The organism is Streptomyces milbemycinicus, from assembly GCF_002154605.1.
Taxonomy (GTDB): Bacteria; Actinomycetota; Actinomycetes; order Streptomycetales; family Streptomycetaceae; genus Streptomyces; species Streptomyces milbemycinicus.
Genome location: NZ_MUNE01000703.1, coordinates 1 through 14865 on the forward strand (window position 1 = coordinate 1; position 14865 = coordinate 14865).

General features: G+C 71.2%; 16 protein-coding genes and 1 pseudogene. 8 read left to right on the plus strand and 9 right to left on the minus strand.

Annotated elements, in window-relative coordinates:
* The 6 genes and pseudogenes from CCN51_RS43410 to CCN51_RS43435 form a co-directional block, all read right to left on the minus strand.
* A pseudogene (locus tag CCN51_RS43410) lies at window positions 1-218 on the minus strand (hypothetical protein); the annotation flags it as partial.
* An 18-nt stretch (window positions 219-236) separates the two neighbouring features.
* Entirely contained in the window at window positions 237-716 is a 480-nt protein-coding gene (locus CCN51_RS43415; RefSeq protein WP_014177677.1) for a helix-turn-helix domain-containing protein, read from the minus strand.
* A gap of 126 nt (window positions 717-842) precedes the next feature.
* The gene (locus CCN51_RS43420; RefSeq protein WP_014177676.1) at window positions 843-1706 is read right to left on the minus strand and encodes an RNA polymerase sigma-70 factor; all 864 of its coding nucleotides are present in this window, start codon (window positions 1704-1706) and stop codon (window positions 843-845) included.
* Complete coding sequence (locus tag CCN51_RS43425; protein WP_014177675.1) at window positions 1703-2281, minus strand: carboxymuconolactone decarboxylase family protein; 579 nt, start codon at window positions 2279-2281, stop codon at window positions 1703-1705. The genes CCN51_RS43420 and CCN51_RS43425 overlap by 4 nt, the downstream gene beginning before the upstream one ends.
* An 83-nt stretch (window positions 2282-2364) precedes the next feature.
* Entirely contained in the window at window positions 2365-3219 is an 855-nt protein-coding gene (locus CCN51_RS43430; RefSeq protein ID WP_014177674.1) for an NmrA/HSCARG family protein, read from the minus strand.
* Between the two features lie 34 nt (window positions 3220-3253).
* The gene (locus CCN51_RS43435; protein ID WP_078610534.1) at window positions 3254-4165 is read right to left on the minus strand and encodes an EamA family transporter; all 912 of its coding nucleotides are present in this window, start codon (window positions 4163-4165) and stop codon (window positions 3254-3256) included.
* Window positions 4166-4244: 79 nt separating this feature from the next.
* Here CCN51_RS43435 and CCN51_RS43440 point away from each other — a divergent pair, with 79 nt between their 5' ends.
* Window positions 4245-5141 (plus strand): LysR family transcriptional regulator, encoded by an 897-nt coding sequence (locus CCN51_RS43440; RefSeq protein ID WP_014177672.1) that lies wholly within the window; start codon window positions 4245-4247, stop codon window positions 5139-5141.
* Window positions 5142-5214: 73 nt separating this feature from the next.
* On the opposite strand, the gene CCN51_RS43445 is transcribed toward CCN51_RS43440, so the two are convergent.
* The gene (locus CCN51_RS43445) at window positions 5215-5970 is read right to left on the minus strand and encodes an IclR family transcriptional regulator (protein WP_014177671.1); all 756 of its coding nucleotides are present in this window, start codon (window positions 5968-5970) and stop codon (window positions 5215-5217) included.
* Between the two features lie 240 nt (window positions 5971-6210).
* Between CCN51_RS43445 and CCN51_RS43450 the strand changes: the two genes are divergently transcribed.
* The 5 genes from CCN51_RS43450 (at window position 6211) to CCN51_RS43470 (ending at window position 10388) form a co-directional block, all read left to right on the plus strand.
* The gene (locus CCN51_RS43450; protein ID WP_238545405.1) at window positions 6211-6681 is read left to right on the plus strand and encodes a YqfO family protein; all 471 of its coding nucleotides are present in this window, start codon (window positions 6211-6213) and stop codon (window positions 6679-6681) included.
* A gap of 151 nt (window positions 6682-6832) precedes the next feature.
* Complete coding sequence (locus CCN51_RS43455) at window positions 6833-8278, plus strand: amino acid permease (protein WP_043487152.1); 1446 nt, start codon at window positions 6833-6835, stop codon at window positions 8276-8278.
* A gap of 11 nt (window positions 8279-8289) precedes the next feature.
* Window positions 8290-8979, plus strand: coding sequence for an HAD hydrolase-like protein (locus tag CCN51_RS43460; RefSeq protein WP_014177668.1), 690 nt, complete (start codon window positions 8290-8292; stop codon window positions 8977-8979).
* 33 nt (window positions 8980-9012) lie between these two features.
* Complete coding sequence (locus CCN51_RS43465) at window positions 9013-9831, plus strand: cyclase family protein (RefSeq protein ID WP_014177667.1); 819 nt, start codon at window positions 9013-9015, stop codon at window positions 9829-9831.
* Between the two features lie 104 nt (window positions 9832-9935).
* Window positions 9936-10388: an Lrp/AsnC family transcriptional regulator gene (locus CCN51_RS43470; RefSeq protein WP_014177666.1), complete on the plus strand. Its 453-nt coding sequence runs from the start codon at window positions 9936-9938 to the stop codon at window positions 10386-10388.
* Here the strand turns inward: CCN51_RS43470 and CCN51_RS43475 are convergent.
* On the minus strand, window positions 10369-11811 hold the full coding sequence (locus CCN51_RS43475) for an aldehyde dehydrogenase family protein (protein ID WP_014177665.1): 1443 nt from the start codon (window positions 11809-11811) through the stop codon (window positions 10369-10371). The two genes, CCN51_RS43470 and CCN51_RS43475, sit on opposite strands and share 20 nt — an antisense overlap.
* A complete protein-coding gene (locus CCN51_RS43480) occupies window positions 11804-12928 on the minus strand; it encodes a homoserine dehydrogenase (protein WP_014177664.1) in 1125 nt (374 codons plus the stop codon). Before CCN51_RS43480 ends, CCN51_RS43475 begins: the two co-directional genes overlap by 8 nt.
* Window positions 12929-13101: 173 nt before the next feature.
* On the opposite strand from CCN51_RS43480, the gene CCN51_RS43485 reads away from it, so the two are divergent.
* Both CCN51_RS43485 and CCN51_RS43490 read left to right on the plus strand, forming a co-directional pair.
* Window positions 13102-13881, plus strand: a complete 780-nt coding sequence (locus CCN51_RS43485; RefSeq protein ID WP_014177663.1) for an IclR family transcriptional regulator — start codon at window positions 13102-13104, stop codon at window positions 13879-13881.
* Window positions 13882-13978: 97 nt separating this feature from the next.
* Window positions 13979-14865 (plus strand): MerR family transcriptional regulator (locus tag CCN51_RS43490; protein ID WP_086860829.1); only part of this gene is annotated, 887 nt, incomplete at its 3' end.

Here is a 14865-nt window from a genome sequence, read left to right on the forward strand (position 1 = left end):
TCCTGGGCGTCCTTCGCCTGCTGGGTGACCCGGTCCTGAACGGCCTTCGGGTCGGTGTTCCGTACGGCTGCGAAGCGCTCGGGGGCCTCGGCGACGATCTTCTCGACCAGCGACGGCACCTCCTTGAGCTTCTGGGCGGCGAGGTCGGCCGTGCCCGCTACGAAGTACAGGGGGGTCGGGTCGGTGAGCGTCTTACGCACATCGTCGGTGATGGCCATGCTGATGGTCCTCCCGGATCAAATCGAGGGTTCGGCGTCGTCGTCGGCGCTGCCGGAGGGGGTGCCGATGGGCCTGCCGGTGCCCGCGTACGTACCAGCGGGGGTGCCGGTGCCGGTGGGGGCGCCCAAGGGGGTGTCGCCCGCGGCGGGGTCGGGTGCGTTCTCCTTGCGGAACGACTCGTAGATCTGCAGCAGCACCTGCTTCTGCCGCTCGTTGATCAACGGATCGGCCAGTATCACACTGCGCGTCTCCGTCTCGTCCCGCTCCCGCTCATCGAGAATCCCGGCCTGCACATAAAGCGTCTCGGCGGATATCCGCAGCGCCTTCGCAAGCTGCTGCAGGATCTCCGCGCTCGGCTTGCGCAGCCCGCGCTCGATCTGGCTCAGATACGGATTGGACACCCCGGCAGCGTCGGCGAGCTGCCGCAGTGAGAGCTGCGCGCTGCGTCTCTGCTCGCGCAGAAACTCGCCGAGGGTGCCGACGTTCAGTGATGCCATGCCCCCATGCTGCCGCATCAGTGCTAACTATTGCAAGCATTTGCTTGCAGCCGTGCCGGGGGCGGGGGGTGTTCCGGGCGGTTTCCGCCGCCCGGAACACCCCTGATGCCCGGATTGTCGGCGGGCTTATCTGGTGAGATCGGCCGGTTCGTCCAGCCGCGTGAGCTTCCGCGGATTGCGCACCACATAGATCCGGGTGACCCGTCCGTCCTCCACCGTGAGGCTCACCGCGGCCGGCTCGCCGTCGAACTCGATCCGGCCCGCGGGTGCGCCGTTGAGCCATACGGTCGTCGTCTCGACCCTGGCCACCCGGTTCGCGCGCGCGAGCATCGGCGCCACCGCATCGGCCCCGTGGACGGGAGTCAGTACGGCGGGCACCAGCCCCCCACCGTCGGCGATCAGGACCACATCCGGCGCCATGATCTCCATCAGCTCCCGCAGCTGCCCGGTGCGCAGCGCGACCAGGAACCGCTCCACCACCGCCTGCTGCTCCGACCGGCTCACCTGCACCCGCGGCCGCCGGGCCGCCACGTGCTCGCGGGCCCGCCGCGCGATCTGCCGCACCGCGGTCGTGGACTTCCCGATGGCCTCGGCGATCTCGCCGTACGGCATATCGAAGACCTCGCGGAGCACGAACACCGCCCGCTCCGCCGGCCCGAGCGTTTCCAGCACGGTCAGCATGGCGATCGAGACGCTTTCCGCGAGTTCGATGTCCTCGGCGACATCGGGGCTGGTCAGCAGCGGTTCCGGCAGCCACTCGCCGACGTAGTCCTCGCGGCTGCGGGAGAGCGTCCGCAGCCGGTTGAGCGCCTGTCGGGTGACGGTCCGGACGAGATACGCCCGCGGGTCACGCACCTGCGCCCGGTCGACGTCGGACCACCGCAGCCAGGACTCCTGGAGCACATCCTCCGCGTCGGCCGCCGACCCGAGCATTTCGTAGGCGACCGTGAACAGCAGGCCGCGATGGGTGACGAACGGGTCCTCGGTCATGCCGTCGACGCCACGCCGGTCTGCTCGGGCCGCTTGGCGAGCGGAATCTCGCACGCATCGGCGTATCCCTGCGAGGTGATCCCGTGCGCCGTGTTGGTCCTGGTCGCCAGGTTGACGAAGCCGATGAACACGGTGAGCTCGACCATCGCCGCCGGGCCGAGCCGGTCGAGCAGGCTTGCGGACATCTCGTCGGTGACGGTCGGCGGTGTGTTCGTCATGGCCTCGGCGTACTCCATCACGTCCCGCTCCAGCGGGGTGAACACGTCCGACTCCCGCCAGCGCGGCACCTGGCTCGCCTTGGTCAGGTCCAGGTTCTGGTTCAGCGCCTGGAAGTAGCCGATGTCGAGGCACCAGCTGCAGCCGACCTGTGCCGCGACGGCCATGTGCGCGAACGACTTGAGGCCGCCGTCGGCCGCGTTCCACGTGGCCACCTTGGCCGAGAACTCCTGGTTGGACGTGGCGACGTCGGGGTTGTTGAAGGTCACCTCGACGGGCTCGGGCACGGTACCGAGCTGCTTGATCAGGTTCTCCCGCAGCTCGGTGGGGAGCTCGGCCTTAGGAATGCGTAGCGCCATGGTGTCTCCTTATATATGTACCTGCTACGTGTGCTTGTTCGGCATGAAGACACCGCCGGGCCCGCGAGCGTGACACCCCCCGCCTATCGGATCTCGCCCAGCCACGTCTGGAGGGTCAGCAGCTCCGGGTACCGCTCGCGGAGCGCGCCGATATCGGCCTGGTAGCCCTTCTCGTTGAGCCAGTCGAACATCTTCGCAGCCTCTACGGCCTGGGCCCGCAGCTCGTCGGTCGGCTGCCGCTCGAAACGCGTCGGGACGCCGTCGACCTCGGTGAACACCTCGGCGATCCGCCGTACGGTCAGCTCGTCGCCGGCGATCTCGATCTTCTTGCCGATGAACTCGGCCGGCTCGGCGAAGGCGTCCGCGGCGATCCGGCCGATATCGGCCAGCGCGATCATCTGCAGCGAGGTGTCCGCGTCCAGTGCGAGCGAACCGACCCGCTCCCCGTTCTGTGCCTCCGGCACCAGGTACGGCCAGTTCTCCAGGAAGAACACCGGCCGCAGCACCGTCGCGGGCACGCCGAGGGCGTCGACGTACGCCTCGATCTCCGCCTTGGTCTCGAAATGCGCGACACCGGACCCGCGCTCGGCGCCGCCGACGGAGCTGTAGACCAGATGCGCGACGCCCGCGGCCCGGGCCGCGTCGGCGACGTTCCTGCCCTGCCGCACCTCGACCGCGGGGCGAGGGTCGGCCATATCGGAGGGCTGCACGCTGAAGACGCCGTACGCGCCCCGCGCCGCCGCGCGCAGCGACTCCGGATCGTCCAGGTCGCCGGGGGCCAGCTCCGCGCCGAGCGCCTTGAGCTCCTTGGCCCGCTGACCGTCCGGGGCGCGGACGAGGGCGCGTACCGCCCAGCCGCCCTGGAGAAGCCTGCGGGCGACGGCGCCGCCTTGGCCGCCGGTCGCGCCCGTGACCAGGACTGCCTTCTTGTTCGGCACTGCGAGATCCCTTCGTTTTCCGGTCATTTCGCGGTCATTCCTGGGGTGCGGCCGAAACGCGGTCGCGTGCGGGGGCGGGCGCGGGAAGCTGCCCCGCGACGATCGCGGCGAGGGAGAGCCCGAACCCCACGAGCTGGATCAGGCCGAGCGTCTGATCGAGTACGACGGCCCCGAGCACGGCGGCGACCAGCGGCGAGAGCAGGCCGAGCACCGCGACGGAGGTGACGGGCAAGGTGGTGATGCCCTGGAACCACAGGATGTAGGTGATCAGGCCGCCGACCAGGCCCAGCCAGAGATAGCCGAGGGCGGCGGTCGAGTCGATCGCAGGAGGCGGTCCCTCCACGAGGAAGGTGACCGGCACCAGGAACAGGCCCCCCGCGGTGAGCTGCCAGCCGGCGAACGCGGTGGCACCGACCCCGGATGGACGTCCCGAGCGCTTGGTGAGCGTCACCCCGAGCGCCATCGTGGCCGCGCCGGCGAGGCCCGCCACGATCCCGACGCCATCGAGCGCCGCGTTCGGCCCGATCACCACCAGGCCGACGCCCACGACGCCCGTCACACCCCAGACGAGGCGCCAGACCGAAAGGCGCTCGCGGAGCACGGTGACCGCCAAGACGGCGACGATCAGCGGCTGGGCCGCCGCCAAGGTGGCGGCGACGCCTCCCGGCAGGCGCTCGGCCGCGACGAACAGCAGCGGGAGAAACAGCCCGATGTTCAGCACACCGAGCGCCGCGGCCTTCCCCCACCAGGCTCCGCGCGGCAGCGTCCGGGTGATCGCCAGCGCGATCAGCCCGGCGGGCAGCGCACGCAGGAGCCCCGCGAACAGAGGGTGCCCCGGGGGCAGAAGCTCGGTGGTGACGACGTAGGTCGTGCCCCACACCGCGGGGGCGAGCGCCGTCAGGGCGGCGCGCCCGCCGGAAACTCTCTGTGCTGCTGGACTTGTCATGCTCGCAGTCTCACGCCGCGGCCATCAATGAGTCCAAGACATGTTTTTCACTTCATCGATCTCAATACAAGATAGATCCATGGAGCTTCAGCAGATGCGGTACGTCATCGCCGTGGCCGAGACCAACAGCTTCACCCGGGCCGCCGAACGATGTCTGGTCGTCCAGTCCGCCCTCAGCCACCAAATCTCCCGCCTGGAGAAGGAGTTGGGCGCGCGGCTCTTCGAACGCACCAGCCGCCGGGTGCGGCTGACACCGGCCGGTGCGGCGTTCCTGCCCGCCGCCCGGCAGTGCCTGGACGCCGCCGAGCGCGCGGCCGCCGAGGTCGCCGCGGCCGTCGGAGAGGTACGCGGACGGCTCGCCGTGGGTCTGATCCCCACCGTCACCGCGGTCGACATCCCCGGTGCGCTGCGCGACTTCCGCCAGCGGTATCCGCAGGTGCGCATCGGGCTGCGGGTGGGCGCGAGCGAAGACCTTGTCGAGCAGGTCAAGCAGGGAGCCCTCGACGTGGCCTTCCTCGGGCTGCCGATCACATCGCGGCCTCAGGGCGTCGCCGCCCACGAGCTCGCCCGCGACCGGCTCGTCGCCGTGGTCGCGCCGGACCATCCGCTCGCCGACGAACCGGAGGTCGACCTTCGCAGGCTCTCTGCCGAGGTGTTCGTGGACCTTCCGGCCGGAACGGCCGGACGTGCCCAATCCGACCAGGCATTCTCGGCCGCCGGCCTCGGCCGCGACGTCGCCTTCGAAGTGACCACCGCGGACTTCATCGGCCGACTGGTCGGGCAGGGCCTGGCCATCGCCATGCTCCCCGCCGCGTATGTGCCCCAGCTCACCGGCGTCACCACCATCGAGGTCACCGACGCACCGGCCCGCGTCGAATACGCCATCTGGAGCCCCGTCGGCCGCCCACCCGCGGCCACCGCCTTCCTCGCCATCCTCGACATCCCGGCCACGGAGGCCGCCGGCGGGCGGTGGTGAGGCGGGCGTCATCCCGGTTTACGGGCCGGGAGCCCGCCGGCGGCAGGTACGACCGTCGGGGCTCGGCCGAGGGTCAGGTACCCCGCAGGGCGGCTTCCAGGCGGTCGGCCCAGCGCAGCGCGGTGGCGGCCAGCTCTTCGGTACGAGGGGCGAGGCGGACGCGCGGGCCGACGACCTGGAGCGCGGCCACCACTTCGCCACGGAAGTCGCGGACCGGGGCGGCGACCGAGTACAGACCGGGTTCGGCCTCCTCGTCGACGATCGAGTAGCCCCGCTCGCGGGTGGCGGCGAGCCGGCGGAGGAAGTCGTCGAGCCCGCTGGGGGTGTTCGGGCCGTGGCGTACGAAGTCGGTGCGGGCGAAGACGGCGGCGACTTCCTCGTCGTCGGCGTCGCTGAGCAGCGCCTGCCCGCAGTCGCTGCAGTACGCGGGGTAGGGGCGGCCGATCCAGGAGCCGACCTGTTTGCTGCCCTGCGGGACACGTTCGGCGATCGTCACGGTCGCGTCGCCCATCAGGACGCCCAGATAGCAGCTCTCGCCGGTCTCGCCGACCATGCCTTCCAGCGCGGTCTGCCCGTCCGTGCGCAGGCGGTGGGCGGTGAGTTCCTGGGTGTCGGCATAGAGCCGCCAGTGCAGGGTGAGCGCCTGGAGGGTCCTGTTGCGCGCGACGAAGTCCTCTTCGCGCATGGCGGCCAGGCCGCGGGACAACTGGCTGCGATCGCGGGCCAGGTCGCGGGCCAGGTCGGTGGCCGAGGTGCGGCGATGCCCTTCCGCCGTCCTGTGGGCGAGCGCCATCAGTACGTCCAGACCCTTGCCCACGCTCGATTCCATGACCCCTCAGCCACGTCGCCCCGCCGTGCCGCGCGCCGTCCATGTGGCGCGATCAGCTGTCGCGGACACCCTACTGCCGCCCTTTCGCGGTGCCGGCTGGCTTGTTCGCCTGAGAAGCTGTGCGTTATTTACATCTTGTCATGCGGTAGATGCACGCATAGCATCTCGCGCATCGGCTTTCGCCCCGGTCACCCGGGGACATACGAGGCCGGGGATATACGAGAAGGGACAGCGACAGCCATGACGGCGACGATGACGTCCGCGGCCCATGAGCGGGGGCCGTGCCGTACCGAACCGGCGATCCGGCGCCGGTCGGTGCGAGCGATCAAGGTGTACTGGCCCGTCCCGCATCAGACCCTGGCCGCCCTGGCCGCGGGTGATGTCGAGGTGTTGCACCAGGACGAGTCCCTGGTCGAGCTCTTCCGCGCATTGGAGGCCTCGCCGGAGGCCGGGGACTTCGGCCTCTACACCGACGTCTTCGAGGTGGGCATCGGCGCCGAGGGGTTCACCGCGGCGCCCGGGTCCACCCCCACCCTCGGCGCGGTCGGCGCCCGCTCGCTGTCCCCCACCCTCACCTTCACCACCTATGTCGACGCCTCCGCCGCGGACGACGAGGTGTCCCGTGTTCTGGCGCGCATCGTGGCCGCCCACCCCTGGGAGGTTCCGGTCGTCGAGCTCTCCGCACCCCTGGAGCTCGTCTCCCGCGCGTAAGTCCTCCGCGCGTAAGTCCTGCGCAGTCCTCCGCGCTCCCCGGCGGGCCGCGGCGCGCTGACCCCGCACGCGCCGCGGTCGCCCAAGAGGTGGCACCACCCTCCGCCACGCCGTGTCGTCCCCGTCACCGCCACCCTGAGGAAGTCATGTCATGACCACATCACTGCCAACCGAGAGCCCGTCGGCTCCGGCAACGGCGACCGACCATCCGCCCCAGGGAACGCTGCGCCGTTCCATGACCAGCCGCCACCTCGTGATGATCGCGATGGGCGGTGTCATCGGCTCCGGGCTGTTCCTCAGCTCCGGCTACACCATCTCCCAGGCCGGTCCGCTCGGCGCCGTCCTCTCCTATCTGGTCGGCTCGTTCGTCGTCTATCTCGTCATGACCTGCCTGGGCGAACTCGCCTGCGCCTACCCGGTCTCGGGCGCCTTCCATATCTATGCCTCGCGCTCGATCAACCCGGCCACCGGCTTCACCACCGCCTGGTTGTACTGGCTGACCTGGGCGGTCGCCCTGGGTTCGGAGTTCACCGCCTGCGGGCTGCTGATGCAGCGCTGGTTCCCCTCCGTCAGCGTCTGGGTGTGGTGCGTGGTCTGCGCCGCCGTGGTGTTCTCCGTCAACGCGATCTCCGCGCGCGTCTTCGGCGAGACCGAGTACTGGTTCTCCCTCATCAAGGTCGCCGCGGTCGTCGCCCTCATCGTCCTCGGCGGCGCGGCCATCGCCGGCTTCCACCCACTGGCCGACCACGGCCAGGCGCTCCCCCATCTGTTCGAGAACTTCAACACACCCGACGGCCTGTTCCCCCACGGGCTGTCCGGCGTCATGGTCACCGTCCTCGCCGCGTTCTACGCCTTCTCCGGTTCCGAGCTGATCGGCGTCGCCGCGGGCGAGACGGACGAACCGTCCAAGGCGGTCCCCAAGGCGCTGCGGGTGACGGTGGTCCGGCTGCTGGTCTTCTTCGCCGGGGCGATCACCGTGATCGCCGCGATGATCCCGTACGACAAGGTCGGCCTGGACGAGAGCCCCTTCGTGACCGTCTTCACGACCATCGGGATCCCCTACGCGGCCGATGTCATGAACTTCGTGATCATCACGGCGCTGCTGTCCGCCGGCAACAGCGGCCTCTACTCCTGCGCGCGGATGCTGTTCTCGCTCGCCGAGGAGGGCCAGGCTCCGCAGATGTTGCGACGGCTGAACTCCCGCCAGATCCCGATGGCCGCGCTCGTGGTGAGCATGCTGGGCGGTATCGCGTCACTGCTGAGCAGCGTGGTCGCGGCCCAGACCGTCTATCTCGTCCTGGTGTCGATCGCCGGGTTCGCGGCGGTGGCGGTGTGGATGTCGATCGCGGCCTCGCAGTTCTTCCACCGCCGGGCTTTTCTGCGCGACGGCGGGGATGTGCAGGCGCTGCCCTACCGCACCCCGTTCTATCCGGCCGTGCCCGTCCTGGCGTTCGTGCTCTGCCTGGCCGCCCTGGTTGGCGTCGCCCTCGATCCCACCCAGGTCGCGGCCCTGTACTTCGGCGTCCCCTTCGTCGCCGCCTGCTACCTCTACTACTACCTGCGGTACAGCCGCAGGCGCAGCGGGACGGCCTCATGACGCCGACGCCCATGCCGACGCAGCCCACCTGTCTGCTGCTCGATCTGGACGGCACCCTCGTCGACTCCGCCCCCGGGGTCCTCGCGAGCATCCACGCCGCGCTCCGCGAGGTCGGCACCCCGGCGCCGGGCCCCGACAGGCTGCGGACGTTCGTCGGCCCGCCGATGTACGAGTCCTTCCGCCACCGGCTCGGCCTCGACGAGCCCACCGCGCTACGGGCCCTCGCGGCGTACCGGGCGCACTACGCCGCGCACGGCGCCCTCGACAGCGCGCTGTACGACGGGGTCGCGGGGGCGCTGAAGGCGCTGGCCGCCGCGGGGCTGCCGATGGGCGTGGCGACCTCCAAGGTCGAGGACCAGGCGCGGCGGGTCGTCGCCCACTACGGCCTGGACCCGTGGTTCGAGGCGGTGTGCGGAATCGACGACCGTACGGGCCGCACCACCAAGCGACAGGTGATCCGTGAGTGCCTGGCGCGACTGGCCCGGCGCGGCATCGACGTATCGGCGCCGCTCATGGTCGGCGACCGGTCGTACGACATCACCAGCGCCGCCGCCGAGGGGATCCCGGCCGTCCATGTGCTGTGGGGATACGGGGACCGGGCGGAGTCGGCGGGCGCGGTCGCGACGCTCGCAGAACCCGAACACCTGACAGCACTGACAACATTTACGGTACTGACACCACCGCCGGACCAGTCGGCGTGAAGAGTTGCGACGACGCGAAAGGGAACCCAGTAAATGGACAACACCAGCACCGCCGCGGGTGCCGCCACCACCGCCCCCGGCACCCCCTCTCCCACCACCCCCACCCTGTGGTCGGCCTACCGTGAACTGATCGGGAGGGCGACGTACACGGACCTCACCCACGCCTTCCACCCCGGGCAGCCGCACTTCCCGGCGTTCCCGGACGAGCGGCGAGAGATGGTCTTCGACATGGACCGCGGGGACGGCTTCAACGTCCACCAGTACACGATCGTGGGCCAGTGGGGCACGCATGTCGACCCGCCCGTGCACTTCGTCGCAGGGGCGCGCACGCTGGACCGGATCCCCGTGGAGGAGATGGTCCTGCCGCTGGTGGTGCTCGACATCACCGAGCGGGTGGCTGCCGACCCGGACGCGACCCCGACCCTGGACGACGTGGCGGCCTGGGAGGCGCGCCACGGCGCCGTCCCCGCCGGATCGTTCGTGGCGCTGCGTACGGGCTGGAGCCGGCGCTGGCCGGACCGGGACGCGATGGCCAACAAGGACGCGGCGGGGGTCAGCCACGCCCCCGGCTGGTCCGCCGAGGTCCTGCGCCATCTGTTCGAGGAGGCGGGGGTCACCGCGATCGGCCATGAGCAGACCGACACCGACCCGGGGTCGGCCACCTCCGCGGGGGACTTCAGCCTGGAGCGGTATGTCCTCGCGCGTGACCGGTGGCAGATAGAGCTGATGGCCAACCTCGACCAGGTCCCGGAGGCGGGCGCGCTGATCGTCGCCACCTGGCCCAAGCCCCAGGGCGGCTCCGGGTTCCCGGCCCGCGTCTTCGCCCTGTGCCCGAACGACATGAATGACTGATCGCTGGAGACGACTGGCGTACCGAGCCCCGGCGGACCCGAGTCCGCCGGGGTGTCGCCATGTGAAGAGCCATGCGAAGAGCCATGTGGAGAACGGATACCGCGATGGACCGACCGGCCCTGGACGCGATCGACGAGAAGATCATCGCTGAACTCACCCGCAACGCCCGCCTGTCGCACGCCGAGCTCGGGCAGCGGGTGCTGCTGTCGCGGAACGCCGTACGGCAGCGGATCGACCGGCTGGAGCGGCAGGGGCATATCCGCGGCTACACGCTGGTGCGTGGCGGCCACGAGGACGAGGACATCGCCTCGGCGCTGGTCCTGGTCTACCGCGAGGACCGGCTGCGCGGCGGTGAGGTGCTGGCGGCGCTCAAGCGCATCCCGGAGGTCGTCATCTGCGATGTGCTCAGCGGGGAGTTCGACCTGATGGTGCGGATCGAGGCCAGATCCCTGGAACGCGTACAGGGCATCTGGGAACAGATCGCCCAGATGCCCGGTGTACGCGATACGGTCACGGCGCTGACGCTCGCGCGCGTGGTCAGCCGCCCGCGCGGTTGACGCATACGACCTTCGGCTGCGTCATGTCCTCGTAGGCGAACCGCACGCCCTCGCGACCCATGCTGCCGTACTTGAACCCGCCGAACGGCATGGCGTCGAACCGGTAGTCGGAGGAGTCGTTGACCATCACCCCGCCCGCCTCCAGCCGCCGGGCCGCGGCCATCGCATGGTCCAGGTCGGACGTGAAGACGCCCGCGTGGAGGCTGAAGTCGATCTCATTGGCGCGCGCCACCGCCTCCTCGAACGAGCCGACCGGCTGCAGTGCGACGAGCGGCGCGAACGCCTCCTGCTGCCACAGGGCGCTGTCGGCCGGTACGCCCTCCAGCACGGTGGGGCCGTAGAGGCTGCCGTCGAGGTCATTGCCGCACAGCAGCACCGCGCCGCGCGCGATGGCCTCATCGGCCTTCGCCTTCGCGGCCCGGGCCGCCATGGACGTGATCATCGGGCCGACGTCGGTGTGCTCATCGCGGGGGTCGCCGGTGCGCAGCGCCCTCGTCCTGGCGACGAAGGCCGTACGGAACTCCTCGTACACCTCCTGGGCGATCAGGATGCGCTGGGTGCCGATGCAGTTCTGGCCCGCGGCCCAGAACGCGCCGGACACACACGCCGCCACGGCGAGGTCGAGGTCCGCGTCGGCGAGGACGAGGACGGGCGCGTTGCCGCCGAGGTCCATGGCGAGCTTCTTCAGCCCGGCCTGGCGGGCGATGGCCTCCCCGGTCGCGAAGCCGCCGGTGAACGAGACCATGCGCACCTCGGGTGCGGCGACGATCGCGGCGCCGACGTCGGCGCCGCCGTTGACCACGGTGATCACCTCGTCCGGCAGACCGGCCTCGACGAGGGTGTCGACCAGCCGCAGCGCGGACAGCGGGGTGAGGTCGGAGGGTTTCAGGATGACGGCGTTGCCGCCGGCGACGGCAGGGCCGAGCTTGTGGGCGACGAGGTTGAGCGGGTCGTTGTACGGGGTGATCGCGGCGATGATGCCCAGCGGCTCCCGGGTGAACCAGCCGTGGCGGTCCTCGGACCCCTCGTACGCGTCGAAGGGCACCACCTCGCCCGCGTTACGGCGGGCCTCGGCGGCCGACAGGGCCAGGGTGTTCACCGCTCGGGCGGCCTCCTTACGGGCCTGAGTGATGGTCTTGCCCGCCTCGGCCACGATCAACCGGGCGAAGGACTCGGCGCGTTCGGCGACCAGCCGGGCCGCGCGGTCCAGTACGGCGGCGCGGGCGGCCCGCGAGAGCGCCCGGGCGGTGGCGCGTCCGCGGCGCGCGCGGGCCATGATCTCGTCGACCGACTCCGCCGTCGTGGCGCAGACCGAGCCGATGACCTCGCCCGTGTACGGGTTGTGCACGGCGACGAAGCCCTGGCCGTCTGTGTCGGTGTCGCTTCCGGTGCGCGGGAGAGCGGCGAGGGTGGTGTCAGTCACGGAAGGCCTCCTGGAGGACGCGTCCTGCGGCAGCGGCGGGGGCGACGGGGCCGGTGCCGTGCCGCTGGTGGATGGCGATGATGTCCGACAGCAGCGCGTACGCCGTCTCGGTGCGCCCGGCGCCGGGGCCGGAGACGGTGACGGTGCCGAGCAGATCGGTGTGGAAGGCCACGGCGTTCACGGGGCCGCCGACCGAGGCCAGCGGGTGTTCGAGGGGCAGCGCTACCGGCGCCACGCGCGCGTCGACGCTGCCGTCCTCGCGGCGGGTGACCGAGCCGATCAGCTTCCACCGCAGCCCCTGGGCCGCGGCGTCGCGCATATCCGCCGGGGTGAGCCGCGAGATCCCCTCCCGGGCGACATCGTCGCAGGACAGCGTGGCGCCCAGGACCTCATGGGCGAGGATCGCGACCTTGAGCTGTACGTCGAAGCCCTCGACATCTGCCGTGGGGTCGGCCTCGGCGTAGCCCGCGTCCTGGGCTTCCTTGACGGCGTCGGAGAAGTCGACGCCCTCTTCGAGCCGGCCGAGAATGTAGTTCGAGGTGCCGTTCATGATGCCCTCGACACCAGTGACGCGGGCACCCGCGAGCAGCCGGTCCGCGGTGCGCAGCACGGGCGTACCGCTGAGCACGGTGCCCTCGAACTCGAAGCTGACGCCGTACTCGGCCGCGAGCCGCTTGAGCGCGTGGCCGTGCAGGGCGACCGGTCCCTTGTTGGTGGTGCATACGTGCTTGCCCGCCCGCAGCGCCCAGCGCACATGGGACAGCGCGGGCTCGCCGTCGGCCGGATTGGTGAACGTGGCCTCGGCGACGATATCGGCGGGCACCTCCCGGATCACCCACTCGTTGCGCGGGTCGGCGCTGCCGCCCGCCATCCCGGAGAAGTCGAGCTCCCCCGGTGCCGCGGCGAGCAGCGGAGCGAGATCGATGCCGTCGGTCCGCACCAGCGAACCGGCCCGCAGGTCGGTGATCGCGACCACGCGCAGGGCGAAGCCCAGCTCCTCGGACAGCTCGTCGCCGCGCTCGGCGATCAGTTCGGCGAGCGCCCGGTTGACGCCACCGAAGCCGATCAGGGCGAGGTCGTACCGGGTCGTCTGCTTCATCAGCTTCATCTGCGTCATCAGCATCTCCTTCGCGTTCCCTTCGCGTTGTGACCTCGCCCAGCGTCACCTCCGCGCTTGTCATCGCGGCCATGCCGAAGCGCTCGGCGGCGATGCCGATGTGCACCGTCCCGTGAGCGGTTGTCCTGCGGCCGCCGCGGATCACGTTGGGATCACGTTGCTAAAGTGAGGCCGTGACAGCGAACCCGCCGAAGGCCCAGGCGGCGTCCTCGCTGCGTACCGGCCTCCAGATCATCAACGCGGTGCTGGAGCGGGAGACCTCCGGGCGCACCGGGTTCAATGTCGCCCGGCTCGCCCAGGAGATCGGCATCGACCCCAGCAAGGCCTCCCGGATGACCCAGGAGCTGTGCGACCGGGGCCTTCTGGAGCGCCGTGAGGACTCCACCCTCCGCGTCGCCGCCGGGTTCTACGAACTGGCCCGGGCCCTGAACCACGGTCTGCCGGGAGCGTCCCGCCCGGTCCTGCGCCGCCTGGCCATCGCACACGGAGCCGGCGCCCGGCTCTCGGTGCGCGACGGCGTCCTCGTCCGGCTGCTGCGTTCGGAGGCAGCGGCCGAGCCATGGCCGGCCAGGGCCGGCCTGGTCACCCCCTGCTGGTGCACCGGGGCCGGCCGCGCGCTGCTGCTGGACCACTCCGGCGACGAGATCGCGGCGCTGCTCGAGGGCTACGAACTGATCGGCGTCGGCGGGCCGGGCGCCGCACACTCCGCCGAGGAGCTGACAGCGGCCAACGACCGCGACCGGCCGGGCGGAATGGTCGCCGCGCACGAGGAGTTCGAGCACGGCATCACGGAGTACGCGGTGCCGGTGAGGGACGGCGAGGGCCGGATCTGCGCGGCGCTCGCCGTCCTCGGCAGACTGACGGACCTCAGGCCGGGGGAAGAGGCGATCCGCGCCGATCTGACTGCTGCGGCCGTCGCTCTCGGGCGGCTCGTCGACACGGGCGCGCCATAGCCGACGGGCGGCGTCGGGCGGGCGTTGACCTTGACCTTGGGGGAGGCCCCAGCATCGGGGGACCGGGGGAAGGTGCCCGGGACGAGGAGGGGCGGACATGGGTCTGCTGACCATCGGGGCGTTCGCGAAGGCGTCCCGGCTGTCGCCGAAGGCGCTGCGGCTCTACGACGAGCTGGGACTGCTGGCCCCGGCCCGCGTCGACCCGGTGACGGGCTATCGGCTCTACGCGCCCGAGCAGCTTGAACGGGCCCGGCTGGTGGTCTGGTTGCGCCGTCTGGGCATGCCGCTGGCCCGTATCGGCGAGGTCTGCGACCTCTGCGAGTCGGACGCGGACGCGGCGGCGCGGGAGGTCCGGGCCTTCTGGGCCCGGGCCGAGGCCGAGACCGCGGCCCGGCGGGACCTGGCCGCCTTCCTCATCGACCATCTGTCGTGGAAGGACCCTGCCATGTCTCCGACGTCTTCGACCGCCGAGCCCTTGAACATCCGTTACGCCGCACGCTCCGACACCGGCCTGGTCCGCGAGAGCAACCAGGACACCGCCTACGCCGGGCCGCGCCTGCTCGCCGTCGCCGACGGCTTCGGCGTGGCCGGAGCCCCGGCCGGCGAGGCCGCCGTGCAGGTGCTCAAACGCCTGGGCGCCGAGGGCGTCGGCGCGGGCGTCCCGGCGGGCGACCTGCTCAACGCGCTGGAGGACGCCGTCGAGCGGGCGGGCCGGGCGGTACGCGATATCGCCGGAGCCGGCCCCGCGCCTCATGAGGTGGGCACGACGCTCACCGCGATGCTGTGGACCGGCTCCCGGCTCGCCCTGGTGCACATCGGTGACTCCCGCGCCTATCTGCTGCGGGACGGTGAGCTCTTCCAGATCACCCACGACCACACCTTCGTCCAGTCGATGGTCGACGAAGGGCGCCTCAGCCCCGAGGAGGCCACCTCCCATCCACAGCGCTCGCTGCTGCTGCGGGCTCTGACGGGAGGGGCGGGAGG

Excerpts from the sequence above, each read along its gene's own strand:
- CCN51_RS43450 (WP_238545405.1), top strand. The coding sequence starts at position 6,211 with ATGACGGCGACGATGACGTCCGCGGCCCATGAGCGGGGGCCGTGCCGT.
- CCN51_RS43425 (WP_014177675.1), bottom strand. The coding sequence starts at position 2,281 with ATGGCGCTACGCATTCCTAAGGCCGAGCTCCCCACCGAGCTGCGGGAG.
- CCN51_RS43445 (WP_014177671.1), bottom strand. The coding sequence starts at position 5,970 with ATGGAATCGAGCGTGGGCAAGGGTCTGGACGTACTGATGGCGCTCGCC.
- CCN51_RS43435 (WP_078610534.1), bottom strand. The coding sequence starts at position 4,165 with ATGACAAGTCCAGCAGCACAGAGAGTTTCCGGCGGGCGCGCCGCCCTG.
- CCN51_RS43415 (WP_014177677.1), bottom strand. The coding sequence starts at position 716 with ATGGCATCACTGAACGTCGGCACCCTCGGCGAGTTTCTGCGCGAGCAG.
- CCN51_RS43465 (WP_014177667.1), top strand. The coding sequence starts at position 9,013 with ATGGACAACACCAGCACCGCCGCGGGTGCCGCCACCACCGCCCCCGGC.
- CCN51_RS43470 (WP_014177666.1), top strand. The coding sequence starts at position 9,936 with ATGGACCGACCGGCCCTGGACGCGATCGACGAGAAGATCATCGCTGAA.
- CCN51_RS43440 (WP_014177672.1), top strand. The coding sequence starts at position 4,245 with ATGGAGCTTCAGCAGATGCGGTACGTCATCGCCGTGGCCGAGACCAAC.
- CCN51_RS43480 (WP_014177664.1), bottom strand. The coding sequence starts at position 12,928 with ATGACGCAGATGAAGCTGATGAAGCAGACGACCCGGTACGACCTCGCC.
- CCN51_RS43455 (WP_043487152.1), top strand. The coding sequence starts at position 6,833 with ATGACCACATCACTGCCAACCGAGAGCCCGTCGGCTCCGGCAACGGCG.
- CCN51_RS43460 (WP_014177668.1), top strand. The coding sequence starts at position 8,290 with ATGCCGACGCAGCCCACCTGTCTGCTGCTCGATCTGGACGGCACCCTC.
- CCN51_RS43420 (WP_014177676.1), bottom strand. The coding sequence starts at position 1,706 with ATGACCGAGGACCCGTTCGTCACCCATCGCGGCCTGCTGTTCACGGTC.